Raw genomic sequence first — 19,139 nt, forward strand, 5'->3', positions numbered from 1 at the left:
AGTTTTTAGGTACGGGAAATGTACGGTTGTGGCGACTGTACATTTCCTTTTTCAGGCTGGTTCTAAGCCAGATGTGGGTTGTAAGTATCCGTTTTTACCACAGCTTTTAATTCCTGGAGAATGGTGTACAGCCCAAAATTAGTCCGGTTTACATAGATAAAATGTTTTACTCCCCGGGCCTGTTTAAACTCGGGCATTTTAGCGATTTTCTCGCCATAAGCATACAACTGTGTAAAGAACTCCGGCTGGCTGAAATCAAATATCTTACTTGTATAGGGTTTAGCAAATAGCTGGATCATCTCCAGATAGGATTTATAATAAAATTCGATCTGCGCCTGATCATCATCCTGATGAATCATCTCCAGTTTTCTGAAAGCCTCAATGGTTCTTTTTTTATCCTTAATTACATCCGAGGAAATCAGCGAAAAGAAGGGCACATAAAAATCATCAGGCATTTCCTTAATACAGCCAAAATCAATTACACCCAGTTTTTCATCCGGCGTAATCATAAAATTTCCGGGATGAGGGTCTGCATGCACTGCTCTCAGTTCGTGTTGCTGGAAATTGTAAAAGTCCCATAAAGCCTGCCCGATTTTATTTCTGAGTTCCTGGGAAGGATTAGTTTGTAGAAATTCCTTTAAATGCATACCATCTATCCAATCCATGGTAATAATGCGTTTGCCGGAAAGTGCCGGGTAATACGTAGGAAAGACTACATTTTTCAAATCTTTACAGGCCTCTGTAATTTCAATGGAACGGCGGACTTCCAGTTCGTAATCAGTTTCTTCTAATAACCGCTCTTCTACCTCTTTAATATAGATGTTTAGTTCCTTTTCACTCATGCCCAACAAACGGAAAGCGAATGGTTTGACTAATTTCAGATCCGAAGAAATGCTGTCCCCAACACCGGGGTACTGAATTTTAACGGCTAGTTTCTTGCCTTTCAGTTCAGCTTCATGTACCTGCCCGATAGAGGCGGCATTGGAAGAAACCAGGTTAAATTTATCGTAAATCGCTTCTGGTGTTTTACCGAAATTCCGGGTAAATGTTCTTACTATCAGGGGACCTGAAAGTGGAGGGGCGTTATATTGTGACTGCGTGAATTTCTCTATATATGATTTAGGCAGTATATTTTTATCCATACTGAGCATTTGTGCAATCTTCAAGGCACTTCCTTTGAGTTCACTCAGGGATTTATAGATATCGGCAGCATTATCCTCATTGAGTTCATCTCTGCCTAATTGTGGATTAAAAAGCTTTTTGGAGTAATGTTTAATGTAATTTCCACCAATCTGAAAACCTGTTTTAACAAATTTAGCAGAACGCTCAGTTTTAGTGGTGGGAATACTATTTTGCTCGTTCATATTAATGTTTGCTGCTGATGTCTGAAAAATTCACATTTCTGGATAAGAACCTGCCATATTCTACCAGGTTATCAATAGGGGATCGCTGGAATAAATCAAAGGTGACATTGATTCCCTTTTCAATGGCTTCATCGGTTCTTTCAAAGTCGGCACTGTCATCATTAATCCAGAAGTTTACCAGGAAAGCAAATTGTATCCAAAGTGCATCTTTATATCTTTTTGCAAAGAATTTGCGATCAGCCAGCTCTCCGCTTTCCAGGCCCTCGTTAATTAATCCCGTTGCAAAGTTTTCAAATATAGGTTTGGCTCCGGCCAGGACTTCGGGCGTAGAAAATCTGTCTGTATGCTTTTTAAGGCTATAAACTATAAAACTCCGGTGTCCTTTAAGGAGCTCTGTATAACTATAGAAAAAAGACAACATCTTGTCTCTGGATGAGTATTGTGCCCAGATTTCCTGTTGCTGGATAGTATCAATAGCTTCGGCAGTAAGTTCTGCCCAGATTAGCTTTTCAATACTTTCAAAGGAGCCGTAGAACTTGTAAAACTCAGCTTCTGTGATCTTTAATTTTTTCACGAAACTATAAACTGATTTAGGTTTTTCATCATGAGTCAGTACATAATCGATATAACCTGTCTTAATCTGTTGAGACGTTGCCATAGCTTTTTATCTTAAATAACGATTTATACTTCCGAATAGTTTCTGAATCAGACAGAAAAGCATTGAGATGACAATCCGATGCTAAATAGTTATAGAAGAGAATGGATATCGTTTTTTAAAAGCATTGTTACACCGGGATTACCTGAATTATACAGATTTGATTACTTTTGTTTTAATTGAGCAAAAAGCATTTACATATCAACCGGATTTTAGCGGTATTGTTGCTTTGGGTATTCGCCATAGCACTCACTCCGTGGAGCTCTCTTCATCACCATGAAGAACAAAGAGACTATTGTGCCCAAAACGGTAAAGAATGTATGCATAAGTTCCATGTTGGCAGTCAGAAACATAACTGTCTGATTTGTTCTGCTCATTTCGAAAAAGACTACTACAAGGATACTTTAACCTACCAGGTTATGCTTCCTGTGCAGATAATAGACAAGATCTATACTTTAGCCGGAACATCCTATACTGAGCTGATCAGTACTTCTCTGCGTGGCCCCCCGGTTACGGGATAAGATCATCTATCTTTTATTGCGGATATCCGAAGGATTCATCCGTCTGCCATTTTATTTAAAAAATACACACACAGGAAGCCTGAATGAGTTCAAGAATACTTGAATGGACTTATCCATGTCTGAAAAAACATAATATTATAATGAAAAAACTACATCTATTTTTAGTTGTATTGCTGTCTGCTTTTATTTTTACCAGTACATTTGCTGCCGATATAGCCGAATTCAAAGGTAAAATTATTGATGCCGATACTAAACTGCCATTACCGGGAGCTTCTATTACAATTCCTGATTTACGTACTTCTGCTACAGCGAATCAAAACGGAGAGTTCATCTTCAGAAATGCACCTGCCCATGGTCGTTTTCTTGTTCAGGTAAGTTATATCGGTTATAAAACAATCACACAGTCAATTGACTTTTCTAATCCTGGTAAGCTGGAGTTTGCTTTACAGCCAAGTGTTATTGAAGGACGGGAAGTTGTAATTACCGGCTCAGCTTCAAGCTCCGATAACCGCAAAAACAGTACTTCAGTGAGTACGGTTAGCAAAGCTGATTTATTATATCGTCCATCAACTAACCTGATAGACGCAATTTCGAGGGTGCCTGGCGTATCGGAAATTACAACCGGGCCAGCGATCTCCAAACCAGTAATCAGGGGATTAAGTTATAACCGTGTAGTTACACTGAATGATGGTGTAAAACAACAGGGCCAGCAATGGGGAGATGAACATGGAATTGAGATCGATCAGTATAGTGCCGACCGTGTGGAGATACTGAGAGGGCCTGCAAGTTTAATGTATGGCTCTGATGCCTTAGGCGGTGTGATTAATATACTGGATGGACTGCCGGCACCGGATGGTACATTAAGAGGTGAGTTTTTAACCAACTATGCAACCAATAACGGAATGTCCGGAAGTTCATTAATGCTCCAGGGAAATGAAAATGGCTTTATTTACAAAGCCCGTGGGTCATATAAAAATGCTTACTCTTATCAGACGCCTACGGAATATGTACCGAATTCGGGTTTCAACGAGACTAACTTCGAAGGACAGATCGGTTTGAATAAAAAATGGGGATATGCACATTTGGATGCTTCGTCCTTTCGGACAAATATTGGATTTTATGAGCCTAAAAGGAATGATGCAGGACAGTTAGTGGACGCTGATGGAAATCCTTTTACAGATGCTCAGAACAAGGACAGAACTGTAGCTTATCCTAAGCAAGATGTTCGTCATTATAAATTAGCTTTAAACAGTAATATCCTTTTAGGTGAAGGAAGTTTAAAGGCTACTTTAGGTTATCAGCATAACCTGCGCAGAGAATTAGGTACAGCAGGAGAAGGACCAAATTTATTCCTGAACAGCTATACTTACAGTTATGACCTGAAATACTCATTTAAAGAAATCAATGGCTGGGCACCGGTTGTTGGTGTATCGGGCGAATATATCCACAGTGTGAATACGAAAGGAAAAGAACAGCTGATTCCTGATTTTGACTCACAGGCATTCGGAGGTTTTGCCTTTGTTAAAAAGACCTGGAATGAAGATACTTTTAATGCAGGTATCCGTTTTGACTATAGAAAAATGACTGGTAAGGAATTTACCGGAGAATCTGATTATCCTGCCTTTACCAATAAATTTTCACACGTTACAGGAGCATTAGGTTATACACATGAATTTAATGATGCTCTTAGTTTTAAGGCTAACGCAGGAAGTGCTTTCAGGGCACCAAATATTGCTGAACTAGCTTCAAATGGGGTACACGAAGGGGTGTTCCGTTATGAGGTAGGTAATCCGAATCTTAAACCGGAACAGAGTTACCAGTTTGATGCCTCTTTCGATTATCAGAATCAATATGTAAGCGCTAGTTTAGGCGGTTTTGCAAATTATATCAACAACTACATTTATTACAATACCAATGGGCAGACCAAAACAGTAGATGGCAGGGATTTCCCGGTTTATAATTTTGTACAGAACAATGCTTTTCTTCGTGGTGTTGAGGCTTCACTAACACTACATCCGGTTAGTTTTATCCATTTTGAGAACGGGTTCTCCTATACAAGGGCAACGAACCGTACCACTAATCAGTCCCTTCCGTTTATACCGGCTGCAACCTTGCATAATGAATTAAGATTTGAGCCAACCTTAAGAGGTACTTCACACTCTTATGTATCTGTAGGTATTGATAATTACTTCAAACAGACTAAAATTGATAGTTTCGAGACACCTACTTCTGGTTACACGCTTTTAAATGCGTCAGTAGGTACGACTTTGAAATTGAGCAAAAATCAGGATATCACTGTTTATGTAGCTGGTAAAAACTTATTGAACAAAGCTTATTATGATCATTTAAGCCGTTTTAAACCAGGAAGATTAAGTGATGAAGATCCTACTTTAGGAATCTACAATATGGGCCGTAATATTACTTTTGGTGTAAATATCCCATTTACATTGAAGAAATAATATAGGTTACCTGAGCGCAAAACCCCGTTTTTTATTTAAAGAACGGGGTTTTGTTGTAAAATAATTGTTAGGTTTAGAACATTCAGCTGCCTGGTTTGTTGTAGGCTACGATTACCTATATTATCATATGTTCAAAAAATTATTGCTACCCGCTCTCCTTTTATTTTGTGCGTCTTTGTCAGTGTCGGCGCAACAAACAGATACACTGTCAATTACATTGGAAAATGTCAAATATGCCTACCCTGTAAAGTACTTTCCTATTCATACCGAAGGACAGGATATAAAAATGGCTTATATGGATATAGCGCCTGTGCAAAATGCGAATGGCAGAACGGTCGTATTATTTCATGGTAAAAACTTTGCCGGATATTACTGGACAAGTGTAATTAAAGCTTTAACAAGTAGGGGATTCAGAGTGATTGTTCCTGATCAGATAGGGTTCGGAAAATCTTCAAAACCATTTATTCATTATAGTTTTCATGAGCTGGCCCGTTGGAATAAAGCCCTGTTGGATACTCTTGGAATTCAGAAAGCTAATATTCTGGGACATTCAATGGGAGGGATGCTGGCTACCAGATTTGCTTTAATGTATCCTCAGACTACGGAAAAACTATTATTGGAAAATCCTATCGGACTGGAAGATTACCGCACATTCGTCCCTTATGTCAATACGGAGGAACAATATAAGACAGAATTGAAAGCTACAGCGGAAAGTATAAAAAAATACTATCAGACATCTTATTTTACAGTATGGAAACCTGAGTATGATGAACTGGTTAAAATTGCCTCTGGAGTCACTTTTAGCACAGATTATCCACGCTGGGCAAGAGTGTCAGCAATGACTTATACCATGATCTATGAGCAGCCTGTGGTTTATGAATTTCAGAATATTAAGGTCCCTACAATTCTTTTTATTGGGAAAGAAGACAAAACTATTGTTGGAAAGGGATTACTTAGTCCACAGGAACAGGCTTTACATGGTCAGTATAAAATCCTGGGAAAGCAGATTGCTGCAAAAATACCGAATGCCAAGCTGATCGAATTTGAAGGCAGCGGACATATCCCTCATCTGGAAGTGTCCACTGAATTTAATGTAGCTTTATTAGGTGGTTTATAAGCATTATTTTTTCATCAGATCCTGTGAGAAAATTATGGACAGGATCTGATAAAGATTGGGGTGCTTTTCTTTAAACTGAGCTGGATTTTCAAAAAAATACTCTGAAACTACAGCAAAGAATTCAGCTTCATTGGTCACGGCATACGGATTAATATCAGATTGGCCTGCTTCTATTTTATTAATCTCCTGGTGAATCATCTTTATCCAGGGAATAATATACTGATGCGGTATCAGGTTCTCAGGGATACCATCTGTTGCACCATCAGATTTATCAAGCAGGTGTACAAACTCATGAATGGCAGTATTCTCTTTATCAGCGTTTATAGAAAAGCCTTCTAATAACGCAGAGCGGGATAAGATCATCTGGCCGTTCATATATCCCGTACCTACCATGCCCATGATATTGCGGTCACCTCCTTCAAACTGAAAGTCTTTATTGAAAGTATCAGGATAGAGGATTACCGCATGAAGATTCTGGTATCTCCATTGCCCGAAACCAAAAATCGGAATTACAGCGCTACAGGCAATTAATAAACGATCGGTCGTATCAGGAACCAGGTCTATGCCTTCAATGCGGACATGACTCAGAAAATCTTTCAGCATATGCTCAAATTTAAGGCGGCCCGACTCATCTAAATGCTGATAATAGGCTACATGGCCAAGCAGTATCTGGCGTTCTGCTTCACTGATCGATTGATCTGTTGTCTGTTCAGGTTTTCTTTTTCTGAGGATAAAGTACAGTGCGATGATAAAACCAGCAATTAAAATATAGTAAGGAGTCATTATTCTGCTTCAAGGATTTCAATTTGTTTCAGGATTTCATCCTGTGATATAGGATAAGGCTTATCGTTAACCAGTGATTGGTACACAGCCTCAAATAGAGAAAGATAACTCGCCGGTTCAGAAGAAATCAAACTTTTTGTTCTTTCTCCATTCTCATTGATCAGGGTAAGAACTCCTTCTTTGCCTTTAGCTTCAATCCCAAAGCCTGGATCATTGGGTTTAATCCCTTTCAATAATTGTTCTTCCTGTAAATCTGTACGCTCTTTAATAAAGCTGCCATTTCTCCCGTGAAGTACAAAAGAAGGCTGTACGTCAACCACCATCATGTTTGAGTGGACAAAGACGTTCAAACTATTTGGGTAGCTGAGATGGATCGAAAAGAAGTCATCCACTTTAGTATGCTCTCTGTTTCTGCCCAATATCTTATGAAATGAATCTGGATTTCCAAAAAGGCTGATTGCCTGATCCAGCAGATGTGCACCCAGATCATATTGTAAACCGCTGGCAGCTATAGGCTCTTCTTTAAAGCTTTTCGCGCCTATGGCGGCTTTATACCTGTCGAATCTTAAATGCACTTCAGATAATTTACCCAATTCCCCGCTTTTGATGATACGCTTTACTACTGTAAAGTCACTGTCCCATCTCCGGTTCTGGTATACAAATACTTTTTTACCAAGACTTTCGGCCAATTCAAATATTTCTGCTGCCTGGGCAGATGTTGCTGTGAATGGCTTTTCGACCAAAATATGCTTGCCGGCATTCAGCGCTTGTTTCGCATAATCATAGTGCGTATAATTTGGCGTATTAATGACGATGAGTTCAATCTCTTCATCATTTAATAATTCTTCAGTACTATTATAGCTGATGATCCCGGTGAAGTCTTTTTCTGCATTTTTTTGATTACGTTCAGTGACTGCGCGGAGTTTAAACCCTTTGTGGGCGGCAAGAAAAGGGCCGTGGAAAACCTTGCCAGACATGCCGTAGGCCATCAGACCAGTCGAGATTATGCTATTCATCGATTTCTGTGTTTAAACTGCTAAATTAACGAATCCCCGAACTTAAGTATTAATAATATTGTCATAAACCTTACTATAGTTTTATCTTTGCGTATGAAGCCCGCAGAAATTAACGCAAAATGGAAAATTCTACAGCAAAAGATTGCAGCAGAATTTGATTCAGATATACCAGATTTAAAGGTAATGTTGTTCTTAATAGGCGTTCAGGAGTTGGGTAAAGGCCCGGGCAAATACAGCAAACGTCAGAAAGAAGAACTAATGCATATTGCAACCTGTCGTTTATTGAGTGAAATGGGCTTTTATGAGCTTGAAGGATTGGATCAGGATGGATGGCCACATTGGAAACTGGTTAAGCCAGTTCCATCATTTGCTATGATGGAGCAAGAATTACTTCTGAAATCCCTCGCAATTCACTATTTCGAAGATATCTACCAATAAAGCAGGTTGTAAAATCTGTACCAATAAAAAAACCGAAGTATAATTACTTCGGTTTTTTTATAATTAAAATAGGTAGATCTTAATATTTTTAGTTTTTAGCTTGTTGAGCAGCTTGTTGTTTCAATTGATCATTTGCTACGATTACAACCTCTACTCTACGGTTAGCAGCTCTTCCTGCGTCAGTAGCATTATCTGCGATTGGCTCAGAGAAACCTTTACCGATAGTTGTTAAACGGGAAGCAGGTACACCTTGAGTAACTGCGAATGCTTTAACAGCAGCAGCTCTTCTTTCAGAAAGCCCCATGTTGTAAGCTTCAGTTCCTTTATTATCTGTATGACCAATAACTTTGATCTCAGTATCAGGATATTTTTCTAACGATGCAGCTAATGATTTTACATTGTCTTTAGCCGGACCTTTTAAGTTTGCACTGTCAAAGTCGAATAAGATACCGCTGTCAAATTTCACGATAATACCTTCTCCCTGACGAACAACTTCTGCATTCGGGATTGCATTCTGGATTTCAGCGGCCTGTTTATCCATACGTTTTCCGATGAACCCACCGGCAACTCCACCAGCAGCAGCTCCTAAAATAGCTCCAACAGCAGTATTACCAGCTTTGTTTCCAATAATAGCACCCAATACACCACCTGCAGCGGCACCGATACCAGCTCCTTTTTGTGTTTTAGTTAAACTATCACAGCCTTGAAAAGCCATAGAGCTTATTGATAATGCTATACAGAATGTCGCTATTTTATATTTTGAAGTAACCATGGGAATAAAATATTTGTTTATAAAAGCATTTAATCAAACGTAATGCCAAGTGTGGAAAATACTGGATTTATTGTATTAACACTAAAATATTGCATTGAAAACCCGGAATAAATGGCAGCCCACTGTCTGGAAACGTTTAGATTGACCAGAATTCTGTACAATATGATGGCCTATAGGTAAAATTGTCCGTCAGAAATTGCCCGGTTAATGTATTAAGAATATAAAATTATTCTTAATAGTTGTATTTGTCTTTCCAGTTCTGCTTTAGTTTTTCGCGGAGTTTATTTTCGGCAGGATTATTTCCGGGATCATATAATTTGGTCCCGCTTAACGGTTCCGGTAAATATTCCTGCGGAGCAAAGTTTCCCTCATAACCATGAGAATACTTATAATCTTTCCCATAACCAATGTTTTTCATCAGTTTCGTGGGTGCATTTCTGATATGGAGTGGTACAGGTAAATTACCTGTCTGTTGTACCAGTTGCTGCGCTTTATTTATAGCTTCATAAGAAGCATTGCTTTTTGCAGAGGAAGCGAGATAAGTAACTGCCTGCGAAAGTATAATCCTTGCTTCCGGATAACCAATCACATTTACTGCCTGGAAACAATTGTTAGCAAGCAATAATGCATTAGGATTGGCATTGCCGATATCTTCAGAAGAAAGTATCAACAGTCTGCGGGCAATAAACAGGGGGTCTTCACCTCCTTCAATCATTCTGGCAAGCCAGTAGACAGCTGCATTTGGATCACTCCCTCTTATAGACTTAATAAAAGCGGAGATGATATCGTAATGCTGTTCTCCTGCTTTATCATACAGTGCCAGATTTTGCTGGGCATGCTTCAGCACATTCTCGTTGGTCAGTGTAATTTGCTCTCCACCGATACCATTAACAGCAATCTCCAGCACATTCAGGAGTTTCCTGGCGTCGCCACCGGATAACCGGATAAGTGCTTCATGCTCCTTGATGGTGATTTTTTTTGATTTTAGCAGTACATCTTCTTTGATGGCTGTTTGTAATAAGCCTGATAATTCATCTTCATCCAGAGACTTCAGAATGTAAACCTGACAGCGTGATAATAATGCGGAGATAACTTCAAACGACGGATTTTCAGTTGTCGCCCCAATTAAGGTTACCAGTCCGCGTTCTACGGCGCCAAGCAGACTATCCTGCTGTGATTTGCTAAATCTGTGTATCTCATCGATAAATAGAATTGGCAGGCCCAGGAAACTATCTTTTAGGGCTGCGGCTCTGTCGATGACCTCACGGATATCTTTTACTCCGGAATTAATTGCGCTCAGGTTAAAAAAAGGACGGTCAAGCGCCTGAGAGATGATATAAGCCAGCGTTGTTTTCCCTACTCCGGGTGGGCCCCAGAAAATCATGGAGGGTAGCTGTCCGCTTTGTATCGCTTTGCGCAAGACGGCATCGGGACCTACCAGATGCTGTTGACCAACATATTCATCCAGATTTTGTGGACGCATACGTTCTGCTAATGGAGGTAGGTTTTGCATAATGTAAAGATAAAAAAAGAGGAGCAGATAATTCCTTATATATGATATCCTTAAAAAAGAGCAGTTATGGCTCAAAAAAAGGTGAAAAAACACAGATTGTAAGATACTGAGAATCAGTGTTCTCTATATATCTTGTTCAGACTTCATTCAGACTTTTTTCAGAGGTCTTACAGACAAGATTCAGTTTCTGTCGAATAAAGACTGAGCTATCTATGAATTATGTGATTAATAAGTGTTTATGAGGATATCAGCCAGCATAATTTTGATGCGACCCGTGCTTTCATCCCGAATTATGATTAAGTTTAAAAGATAAACCGCAATATATTATCTATGGTATATTCCAAGCAATTTTATCTGGCTAGTCTGATCACCCTGATTTTTAGCTTCTTTTCTCTTTCCGTGGTTTCACAGCCCCAAAGTATATACCATAAGGGCTGGGTCGATTTCAACAAGAACGGGAAGATGGACATCTTTGAAGATCCTTCACAGCCTGTAGAAAAACGGGTAAACGACCTGCTCAGTCAGATGACTGTTGAAGAAAAAACATGTCAGATGGCTACTTTATATGGGTATAAAAGAGTATTGAAGGAAGAAATGCCAAGTCCGTCATGGAAGAATGAAGTATGGAAAGATGGTATTGCGAATATTGACGAAGAACTGAACAATTTAACTTCCCATACTGATGATGCACCTACGCAATATTCTTTTCCCTTTAGCAAACACGCACTGGCGATTAATACAATACAAAGGTGGTTTGTTGAAGAAACACGTCTGGGTATCCCTGTTGATTTTACTAATGAGGGTATTCATGGTTTAAATCATGATCGGGCGACACCATTACCCGCACCTATATCCATAGGTAGTACTTTCGATAAGCAACTGGTGCGTCAGGCTGGGCAAACGGTTGGCAGGGAAGCCAAGGCACTGGGATATACTAATGTATATGCACCGATACTTGATCCGGCACGTGATCAGCGCTGGGGGCGTGTCGTGGAATGCTATGGTGAAGATCCTTTTCATATTGCAGAGATGGGTAAACAAATGGTATTAGGGATACAGGAAGAGGGGGTGGCTTCCACATTGAAGCATTACGCAGTTTACAGTGTTCCAAAAGGCGGTAGAGATGGCAGTGCGCGTACAGATCCTCATGTAGCACCACGTGAGATGTACCAGATTTATTTATATCCTTTTCGCCGGGTAATTCAGGAAGCACATCCCATGGGTGTAATGAGTAGCTATAATGACTGGGATGGTGTGCCGGTTACCGGCAGTTATTATTTTTTAACAGAATTGCTGCGTCAGAAATTTGGCTTTAATGGTTATGTGGTCTCTGATAGTGAAGCTGTGGAATATTTATACAGTAAACATCATGTAGCTGGCGATTATAAAGAAGCCGTTAGACAGGCTGTGGAAGCAGGTTTAAATGTACGCACCAATTTTACGATGCCCCAGTCTTTTATTTTCCCTCTGCGTGAGCTGATCAGGGAGAATAAACTAGCTATGAAAACAGTTGATTCGCGTGTGGCTGATGTGCTGAGGGTAAAGTTCAGACTTGGCCTGTTTGATGATCCTTATGTAAAAGATCCAAAATCTGCTGATCAGATTGTTCATACGCCGGCTGCTGCTGCAATGTCTCTGCAAATGAACCGTGAAGCCATGGTGTTATTGAAAAACGAAAACAAGCTCTTACCACTGGATAAGAATAAAATGAAAAGAATATTAGTAACCGGGCCAATGGCTAAAGAGACTAGTTATGCAATCAGCCGTTATGGCCCTTCCCATAACCCGGTAACCAGTGTGCTTGACGGAATAACTGATTATATAGGTAATAGCGGACAGGTATTATATGCAAAAGGATGTAATGTGGTGGATGCTACCTGGCCAGAGAGTGAGATTATAGAAACACCATTAACTATACAGGAGCAAACCGGTATAGACTCGGCCGTGGCGCAATCGAAGAATGTTGATGTAATTATTGCTGTAGTGGGAGAGGATGTGGATAGGGTAGGTGAAAGTTTGTCAAGAACCGGGTTGAATCTGCCCGGCCGGCAGCTTAAACTAATCCAGGCATTACAAGCTACTGGTAAACCTGTAGTCATGGTGATGATTAACGGACAGCCACTAACCATCAATTGGGAAAATAAGTATGTGCCAGCTATATTGGAAGCCTGGTTTCCTGGCCCGCAAAGTGGCCAGGTCATAGCCGAAACATTGTTTGGTGAAAATAATCCCGGAGGCAGGTTACCGATTACATTTCCTAAAACGACAGGACAGATCGAATTCAATTTCCCTTTTAAACCAGCTTCGCAGGCAGGTCAGGGAGGTGAGAACAGTTGGGGTAAAACCAGTGTGAACGGAGCCTTATATTCTTTTGGATACGGGTTAAGTTATACTACGTTTGCGTATAGTAATTTAAAGGTTTCTCCTGAAAAACTGAATGCACAGGGAGATATTCGGGTAAGTGTTGAAGTCACCAATACAGGAGACCGTAAAGGCGACGAAGTTGTACAGCTATATCTGAAAGATGAAGTGAGCAGTGTAACTACCTATGAATATGATCTTCGCGGTTTTGAACGGATTAACTTAAAACCAGGAGAGAAAAAAACCGTTAACTTCACTTTGCATCCGGATGATCTGGCTTTGCTGGACAAGAATATGAACTGGACAGTTGAACCAGGTAAGTTCGAAGTCATGATTGGCAGTTCCTCAGTTGATATCAGGCTTAAAAAAGAATTTGAAATTAATGCCCTGTAGTGGATTAGTTTATAGATCGTTTTAAAACTAAAGGCTGAATAAACATTATTTATTCAGCCATCAGGTTAAAGTGGTGTAAGGCTCAGCTTATTTGCTCCCCTTTTTTATGATTCCGATTGGGGTGCCGGCCCCCCGGCTTTTGGTTTCTTCTTCCAGAATTTACGTTTGGGAGCATTCCGCTCCTTGCGTTCCGGTTTGTCAGCTGACCCCGGTGTTTCTATAGGGGCAGCTCCCAGATGTTCTGGTAAAGGCATTCTGTCAATCGTTTTGTCGATTAGTTTTTCTATGTTGGCAAACTTGCGTTTGTCCTTGTCATTAACTAAAGTAATCGCAGTACCTGTTGTTGCAGCTCTGGCTGTACGTCCAATTCTGTGGATATAATCTTCAGGATCATGTGGTACGTCGAAATTAATAACTAACGAAATTCCTTCTACGTCTATTCCCCGGGATAATACATCCGTTCCAATTAATACGGGTACACGTTTGTTTTTAAACTCTGATAAAATTGCTTCCCTTTCTTTTTGGCCGAGATCCGAATGAAAAGCTTCTGCCTTAAATCCAAGCCCGCGGAAAACCTTACCCAGATTTTTGACTTTTTCTTTCGTCGATGCAAAAATCAGGATGCTTGGGAAATCAACATTTTTCATCAGTTCAGTCAGTAGTTTTACCTTTTGAGTATCATGTACTAAATAAGCCTGTTGATTAATTCCCGCTGCAGGTTTTGAAATTGCGATACTGATCTGCTCCGGATCTTTCAGTAAGTTGCCAGCAAGTTTTCTGATTTTCGGCGGCATCGTAGCAGAGAACAATACTGTTTGTCTTTTTTCAGGAAGGAAACTTACGATGCGCATAATATCATCATAGAAGCCCATATCAAGCATTCTGTCTGCTTCATCCAAAACCAGGTGTTGCAGTTGATCCAGTTTTAATGCGCCTGAGGAAAGGTGGGAAATTAATCTTCCTGGTGTGGCAATAATAATATCAACACCTTCGCGCATACTGCGTTTTTGCTGTTCATAGGCAATACCATCCCCTCCTCCATATACTGTCAGTGAACTGATATTTGTAAAATAGGAGAGTGCCTCAACCTGCAGATCAATTTGCTGGGCGAGTTCCCGGGTAGGGGCAAGAATAAGGGTGTTGTTATGTCGGTTCTCTGTCTGGCTGATCATATTCATGATCGGCAGCAGGTAGGCCCCTGTTTTTCCTGTGCCCGTTTGAGCACATGCTATCAGGTCTTTTTTTGCTAAAATAAGAGGAATTGCTTCCTGTTGTATTGGAGTCGCATTTCTGAAACCCATAGCTAATAAACCCTCTAATAAATCAGGGTTAAAATTAAAATCTTTAAAATCCAATATACTTGTATGTTATTCGTATTTGTTCTGCCTAAAAGTAACCTTTATTTTTCGCTTTAAGAACTAGTATGTACTGCTTTAGCTATAAGACGGCGCAAAAAAGGGAAAAATTGCTGTGATATCACATTAATACCGGAATTCTATTTTTTTTGATCTGCATAACCGAATACTTTCTGAAGTACTGAAGTTGTACGGCCTCCCAGATTATTTCTGATAGACAACTCTTCCTGAGCAACCTGAATAAACATACCCTCTACTGCTTTTTGTGTTACATAAGCCGGAAGGTCTGTCGTTACAGGTTTAACCAGAGGTAATTTATTGTATTGTCCGGTAGCCTCGCCCCAATATTTGGCTGCACCGACTTTGTTCAGGCTGGTATTGATTACCGGTCTGAATTTCTCCGTTAGTTGTGCTGTCGTTGCCTTCTGGAAATATTCTGTTGCCGAATTCGGTTTGCCTAACAAGATATTTGTCGCATCTGTAATGGTCATCTGTTTAATCGCCGCAACAAAAATGGGCTTAGCCTCTTTGGCTGCATCTTCTGCTGCCCTGTTTAAGCTGGTGATCACATTATCAGCCAATGAGCCCAGGCCCACACTTCTGAGTGCCTTTTCTACTTTTTGAGCTTCAGGAGGGAAAAGAATTTTAACAGCGACGTTTCCAAGAAATCCGTCTTTCTTAGACAGCTGATCCGCGCCCTTTGAAATACCAGCTTCAAGTGCTTGTTTAATACCCTGTCCCATTTCCAATGTACTGGGTTTTCCTAAGGAAGAAGTGGTCGTGGTACCCGTTGTCTGGCTCGCAGGCTGAGTAGTTGAATTGTTAGTTTCTTTGGCCGAGGTAACTTTTTTCAGTAAACTTCCAATGGATTGACTTTGTGCATTATAGCTGCTCAGGGCGATGACAGAGAAAGCGAGTGAGAATAATTTAATTTTTTGCATGTTTTTTGTGTAAAGTCAATGGTAAGCAAATTTCTGGCCATTAAATGGTGATTCAATAATTTTATCTTCTGAGGCCAGCTGTTCTTTTGACATTGTTTGAATTTATTTCATGAATTTTAAACGGGTGTCTACAAGAGTTCAGAAAATATTTCTATACTTGAGAAGAATTTTCCGTCCCAGACACCTTGAAATTTATAAAAAATACAGCAGGAATTAAAGAACTCAGTGATGCAGCCCTTCTTCATCAGTACAAAAGTACAGGAAGTCTGGACGCATTAGGTCTGCTTTATAACCGGTATATGCATCTGGTTTATGGAGTATGTCTTAATTATTTCAAGGAAGAAGAGGCGAGTAAAGATGCCGTTATGCAGATTTTTGAAGAGCTGATCCTGAAATTGAAAATTCATGAGGTGCAGAATTTCAAAAGCTGGTTGCATGTATTAACAAGAAATCATTGTTTAATGGCACTCAGGAAGTTATCGAAGAACAATACGGTTTCGATTGATGATACTTTTGTGGAAAATACCGACTTCGTGCATCTGGATATAGATGATACCAAAGAAAAGCAACTCACAATAATGGAAAAGTGTATGGAGACGCTTACCGAAGAACAAAGGAAGAGTGTTGACCTATTCTATCTCCAGGAGAAGTGCTATAAAGAAGTCGCAGAACTTACTGGTTATGAAATGCTCAAAGTAAAGAGCTATATTCAAAATGGGAAACGGAATTTAAAAAATTGCATAGAGAAAAACAGCGGTGAATAACGATTGGTTAGATATAGAGTTACTGGAAGATTATCTGGATGGTAAACTGGATAGCAAGGCTATGCACAAGATTGAAAAGCAGGCGCTGGAAGATCCTTTTGTTGCGCAGGCGCTGGCTGGATTAAGTGAGTCCCCGGGCAGGGCCGTGCATTCAGTATCGCTGCTTCAGAAGCAATTGTACGAACGGATTGCACAACACCAGGAAACTAAAAAAGAAACTGTATTTACCTGGCAGCGCTTAAGTGTTGCTGCTGCAGCTGCGGTTATGTTTATTTCTGTCAGTATTATGTTCTTTATGAAAGACAGAGAGAAGAGAGAGCAAATGGCAAAAAATCACCCCAGAAAGGTAGAAGTGAATATTGCACCGGCACCTGCGGTTATAGACTCTGCTAAAAATGATATTTATGCTGCGAATATACCGGCAGTATCTAAGAAACAAAAAACGGTTATCCCTGGCCAGATCAGTCCGGCAAGAGAAAAGTTACAGGAAGTCGTAATGGATAAGGCTGTGCAGTCTTATGCTGTTCAGAGTGCTCCTGTTCCTGCTGTAGCAGCGGATAGTAACGCAGCATCTGCATCACGTGTGCTGATGGGGAAAGTGGCTGGTGTAAGGAGTAAGGCAGTTGTGGCTACAGCTATACCGATAGTATCGGCGCCAATAGGTGGCTGGGCTAATTTTGACAGTTACTTGAATGATCACAACAAACTGACTGGTCATACGGGTACTTTTGTCGAACTAAATTTCCTGATTGATCAGGAAGGCAAACCAGCTGATATTAAAATTATCAGAGGTGCAGCTAAGGAATTTGAAGATGAGGCTGTCCGGCTGATTAAGGAAGGACCAAAATGGGAGCAGCCTAAATCACCGGAAAGCAGGATGATTTATACAATTGCATTCTAAAGAAAAAGCCCTGAACTTTCCGTTCAGGGCTTTTTTATGATTGAGTTCCGTTAAAGGAGTGAAATCTTAAAAGAAAAGGGAAACAATTTTGAAAATAACAGCTGCCAGTACTGCCGATACAGGGATTGTTAATACCCAGGCCCAGAGTAAACTTACAGTTACTCCCCATCTTACAGCTGAAACTCTTTTAAGCAGGCCAACCCCAACGATAGAGCCTGTAATTGTATGCGTAGTAGATACCGGAATACCAAAGTGCTCTGTCAATCCCAGGGTTACCGCACCTGCAGTTTCCGCCGCTACACCTTCAAAAGCATTTACCTTAGTAATTTTAGAACCCATTGTTTTCACAATCTTCCAACCTCCACTCATTGTTCCTAAGGAGATGGCTGCGTAACAGGTAAAAGGAATCCATTCCGGCATGGTATCGCCTGTCTTTAATACTTTACCGGCAACCATGGCCACATAGATAATCCCCATTACTTTTTGCGCGTCGTTTCCTCCGTGAGTGAAACTCAAAGCGGCTGAAGAGATCAACTGTAATTTTTTGAACCACTTCTCTGCAACAGAAGGTCTGGCATTTTTAGAAAGGTGCAAAAGAATGATCGATATAATTACCGAGATAAACATACCGATTACCGGAGCCAGAACGATAAAGGCGACAATTTTCAGGATAGGTGCAAGGCTGATTGCTGATAGTGCATTGGCACCAACACTAGCCGCTTTTGCCATACCTGCACCAGCAAAACCACCTACTAAAGTATGTGATGAACTTGAAGGAATACCATACCACCAGGTAAATAAATTCCAGATGATTGCAGCAATTAATCCCGAAAGAATTACCGGCAGATCAATATATTGTTCCAAAACCGTCTTAGCAATTGTATTTGCAACTTTGTGATCAGTGAAAACAAAATACGCTGCAAAGTTAAAAAGAGCTGCCCAGAGTACTGCCTGGAAAGGGGTAAGTACTTTTGTCGATACAACCGTAGCGATAGAGTTGGCTGCGTCATGAAAGCCATTGATATAATCGAAACCTATAGCCAGAACAATTACAACGATCAATAAGGGTGTAAGCATTTTTTTGAATTTTTAAGCGTTCTTAACCAGGATAGATTCCAACACATTTGCTGCATCTTCACATTTATCTGTAGCCATTTCAAGTGTTTGAAGAACTTCTTTCTGTTTGATCAGTTCAATTGCATTGGTTTCAAATTCGAATAACCGCGCAATTGCAATATTACAAACATAATCCGCCTGATTTTCTCCGCTGTTAATACGTACACAAGCATCAGCAATTACACGGATATTTTTAAAGCTTCTCAATTCTTTGATGGCTTTATCTAAATCTGTACACATTTCAACCAGTAATTCAGCTAATTTGATCATAGCATCACCGATATTCGTAATGTTATACAGCTCTATATTACTTGCCGAAGCATGGATATAATCTGCAATATCATCAACTGCACTTGCCAGTGCATGAATATCTTCTCTGTCAAAAGGAGTGATAAAGTTTTTACTTAATTCTAAAAATATAGAGTGGGTAATTTCATCGCCAACATGTTCCAGTCGTTCGATCTCTTTGATATATTCTTTTCTTTTTTCCAGATCTTTGGTACTTAACGCCAGAAAAAGTGCCTCTGAGATCTTTAATACATTACTTCCGGCTTGTTCAAACAGCGGTTGGAATTTTTTGTCTTTTGGTGTAAAGAACTTAAAAATATTATTCATGTTAACTATAAGATATGGTTACAAAAGTAGGGTCTCAATGTTAAGTTAGTGTTAA

The 19,139-nt window shown here is 40.0% G+C and carries 17 protein-coding genes; 7 read left to right on the forward strand and 10 right to left on the reverse strand.

All coding sequences use genetic code 11. The features are described 5' to 3' along the window. Window positions 1-62 precede the first annotated feature (62 nt). Together HDF25_RS09325 and HDF25_RS09330 are read right to left on the reverse strand one after the other, a co-directional pair. Window positions 63-1,364: an ABC1 kinase family protein gene (locus tag HDF25_RS09325; RefSeq protein WP_184624471.1), complete on the reverse strand. Its 1,302-nt coding sequence runs from the start codon at window positions 1,362-1,364 to the stop codon at window positions 63-65. 1 nt (window position 1,365) lies between these two features. Next, complete coding sequence (locus HDF25_RS09330) at window positions 1,366-2,022, reverse strand: TetR family transcriptional regulator C-terminal domain-containing protein (RefSeq protein ID WP_184624472.1); 657 nt, start codon at window positions 2,020-2,022, stop codon at window positions 1,366-1,368. Between the two features lie 176 nt (window positions 2,023-2,198). Between HDF25_RS09330 and HDF25_RS09335 the strand changes: the two genes are divergently transcribed. The 3 genes from HDF25_RS09335 (at window position 2,199) to HDF25_RS09345 (ending at window position 6,116) form a co-directional block, all read left to right on the forward strand. Further along, window positions 2,199-2,540 (forward strand): hypothetical protein, encoded by a 342-nt coding sequence (locus HDF25_RS09335; RefSeq protein WP_184624473.1) that lies wholly within the window; start codon window positions 2,199-2,201, stop codon window positions 2,538-2,540. A gap of 140 nt (window positions 2,541-2,680) precedes the next feature. Next, window positions 2,681-4,999 (forward strand): TonB-dependent receptor, encoded by a 2,319-nt coding sequence (locus HDF25_RS09340; protein ID WP_184624474.1) that lies wholly within the window; start codon window positions 2,681-2,683, stop codon window positions 4,997-4,999. Window positions 5,000-5,126: 127 nt separating this feature from the next. Beyond that, complete coding sequence (locus tag HDF25_RS09345; RefSeq protein WP_184624475.1) at window positions 5,127-6,116, forward strand: alpha/beta fold hydrolase; 990 nt, start codon at window positions 5,127-5,129, stop codon at window positions 6,114-6,116. A gap of 3 nt (window positions 6,117-6,119) precedes the next feature. Here the strand turns inward: HDF25_RS09345 and HDF25_RS09350 are convergent, their stop codons facing one another. Both HDF25_RS09350 and HDF25_RS09355 read right to left on the reverse strand, forming a co-directional pair. Next, entirely contained in the window at window positions 6,120-6,899 is a 780-nt protein-coding gene (locus HDF25_RS09350; protein WP_184624476.1) for a zinc-dependent peptidase, read from the reverse strand. Continuing rightward, window positions 6,899-7,915 carry a Gfo/Idh/MocA family oxidoreductase gene (locus HDF25_RS09355; protein WP_184624477.1) on the reverse strand — a complete coding sequence of 339 codons (1,017 nt, stop codon included), beginning with the start codon at window positions 7,913-7,915 and terminating at the stop codon, window positions 6,899-6,901. The genes HDF25_RS09350 and HDF25_RS09355 overlap by 1 nt, the downstream gene beginning before the upstream one ends. A 93-nt stretch (window positions 7,916-8,008) precedes the next feature. On the opposite strand from HDF25_RS09355, the gene HDF25_RS09360 reads away from it, so the two are divergent. Next, a complete protein-coding gene (locus tag HDF25_RS09360) occupies window positions 8,009-8,353 on the forward strand; it encodes a hypothetical protein (RefSeq protein ID WP_184624478.1) in 345 nt (114 codons plus the stop codon). An 88-nt stretch (window positions 8,354-8,441) separates the two neighbouring features. On the opposite strand, the gene HDF25_RS09365 is transcribed toward HDF25_RS09360, so the two are convergent. Both HDF25_RS09365 and HDF25_RS09370 read right to left on the reverse strand, forming a co-directional pair. Continuing rightward, complete coding sequence (locus HDF25_RS09365; RefSeq protein WP_184624479.1) at window positions 8,442-9,125, reverse strand: OmpA family protein; 684 nt, start codon at window positions 9,123-9,125, stop codon at window positions 8,442-8,444. 232 nt (window positions 9,126-9,357) lie between these two features. Continuing rightward, window positions 9,358-10,638 carry a replication-associated recombination protein A gene (locus tag HDF25_RS09370; RefSeq protein ID WP_184624480.1) on the reverse strand — a complete coding sequence of 427 codons (1,281 nt, stop codon included), beginning with the start codon at window positions 10,636-10,638 and terminating at the stop codon, window positions 9,358-9,360. Between the two features lie 330 nt (window positions 10,639-10,968). On the opposite strand from HDF25_RS09370, the gene HDF25_RS09375 reads away from it, so the two are divergent. Next, complete coding sequence (locus HDF25_RS09375) at window positions 10,969-13,392, forward strand: glycoside hydrolase family 3 N-terminal domain-containing protein (protein WP_184624481.1); 2,424 nt, start codon at window positions 10,969-10,971, stop codon at window positions 13,390-13,392. 104 nt (window positions 13,393-13,496) lie between these two features. Here HDF25_RS09375 and HDF25_RS09380 read toward each other — a convergent pair whose 3' ends face one another. Further along, complete coding sequence (locus HDF25_RS09380) at window positions 13,497-14,747, reverse strand: DEAD/DEAH box helicase (protein WP_184624482.1); 1,251 nt, start codon at window positions 14,745-14,747, stop codon at window positions 13,497-13,499. 140 nt (window positions 14,748-14,887) lie between these two features. After that, window positions 14,888-15,688 carry a DUF4197 domain-containing protein gene (locus HDF25_RS09385; RefSeq protein WP_184624483.1) on the reverse strand — a complete coding sequence of 267 codons (801 nt, stop codon included), beginning with the start codon at window positions 15,686-15,688 and terminating at the stop codon, window positions 14,888-14,890. A gap of 185 nt (window positions 15,689-15,873) precedes the next feature. On the opposite strand from HDF25_RS09385, the gene HDF25_RS09390 reads away from it, so the two are divergent. Both HDF25_RS09390 and HDF25_RS09395 read left to right on the forward strand, forming a co-directional pair. Next, window positions 15,874-16,452, forward strand: a complete 579-nt coding sequence (locus HDF25_RS09390) for an RNA polymerase sigma factor (RefSeq protein ID WP_184624484.1) — start codon at window positions 15,874-15,876, stop codon at window positions 16,450-16,452. After that, window positions 16,445-17,353: an energy transducer TonB gene (locus HDF25_RS09395; protein ID WP_184624485.1), complete on the forward strand. Its 909-nt coding sequence runs from the start codon at window positions 16,445-16,447 to the stop codon at window positions 17,351-17,353. The genes HDF25_RS09390 and HDF25_RS09395 overlap by 8 nt, the downstream gene beginning before the upstream one ends. 66 nt (window positions 17,354-17,419) lie before the next feature. Here the strand turns inward: HDF25_RS09395 and HDF25_RS09400 are convergent, their stop codons facing one another. Beyond that, entirely contained in the window at window positions 17,420-18,430 is a 1,011-nt protein-coding gene (locus tag HDF25_RS09400; protein ID WP_184624486.1) for an inorganic phosphate transporter, read from the reverse strand. A gap of 12 nt (window positions 18,431-18,442) precedes the next feature. Next, window positions 18,443-19,084, reverse strand: coding sequence for a DUF47 domain-containing protein (locus HDF25_RS09405; protein ID WP_184624487.1), 642 nt, complete (start codon window positions 19,082-19,084; stop codon window positions 18,443-18,445). Between the last annotated feature and the right edge of the window lie 55 nt (window positions 19,085-19,139).

This window comes from Pedobacter cryoconitis, assembly GCF_014207135.1.
Classification (GTDB): Bacteria; Bacteroidota; Bacteroidia; order Sphingobacteriales; family Sphingobacteriaceae; genus Pedobacter; species Pedobacter cryoconitis_D.

Excerpts from the sequence above, each read along its gene's own strand:
- HDF25_RS09325 (WP_184624471.1), bottom strand. The coding sequence starts at position 1,364 with ATGAACGAGCAAAATAGTATTCCCACCACTAAAACTGAGCGTTCTGCT.
- HDF25_RS09330 (WP_184624472.1), bottom strand. The coding sequence starts at position 2,022 with ATGGCAACGTCTCAACAGATTAAGACAGGTTATATCGATTATGTACTG.
- HDF25_RS09340 (WP_184624474.1), top strand. The coding sequence starts at position 2,681 with ATGAAAAAACTACATCTATTTTTAGTTGTATTGCTGTCTGCTTTTATT.
- HDF25_RS09345 (WP_184624475.1), top strand. The coding sequence starts at position 5,127 with ATGTTCAAAAAATTATTGCTACCCGCTCTCCTTTTATTTTGTGCGTCT.
- HDF25_RS09350 (WP_184624476.1), bottom strand. The coding sequence starts at position 6,899 with ATGACTCCTTACTATATTTTAATTGCTGGTTTTATCATCGCACTGTAC.
- HDF25_RS09355 (WP_184624477.1), bottom strand. The coding sequence starts at position 7,915 with ATGAATAGCATAATCTCGACTGGTCTGATGGCCTACGGCATGTCTGGC.
- HDF25_RS09360 (WP_184624478.1), top strand. The coding sequence starts at position 8,009 with ATGAAGCCCGCAGAAATTAACGCAAAATGGAAAATTCTACAGCAAAAG.
- HDF25_RS09365 (WP_184624479.1), bottom strand. The coding sequence starts at position 9,125 with ATGGTTACTTCAAAATATAAAATAGCGACATTCTGTATAGCATTATCA.
- HDF25_RS09370 (WP_184624480.1), bottom strand. The coding sequence starts at position 10,638 with ATGCAAAACCTACCTCCATTAGCAGAACGTATGCGTCCACAAAATCTG.
- HDF25_RS09375 (WP_184624481.1), top strand. The coding sequence starts at position 10,969 with ATGGTATATTCCAAGCAATTTTATCTGGCTAGTCTGATCACCCTGATT.
- HDF25_RS09385 (WP_184624483.1), bottom strand. The coding sequence starts at position 15,688 with ATGCAAAAAATTAAATTATTCTCACTCGCTTTCTCTGTCATCGCCCTG.
- HDF25_RS09400 (WP_184624486.1), bottom strand. The coding sequence starts at position 18,430 with ATGCTTACACCCTTATTGATCGTTGTAATTGTTCTGGCTATAGGTTTC.
- HDF25_RS09405 (WP_184624487.1), bottom strand. The coding sequence starts at position 19,084 with ATGAATAATATTTTTAAGTTCTTTACACCAAAAGACAAAAAATTCCAA.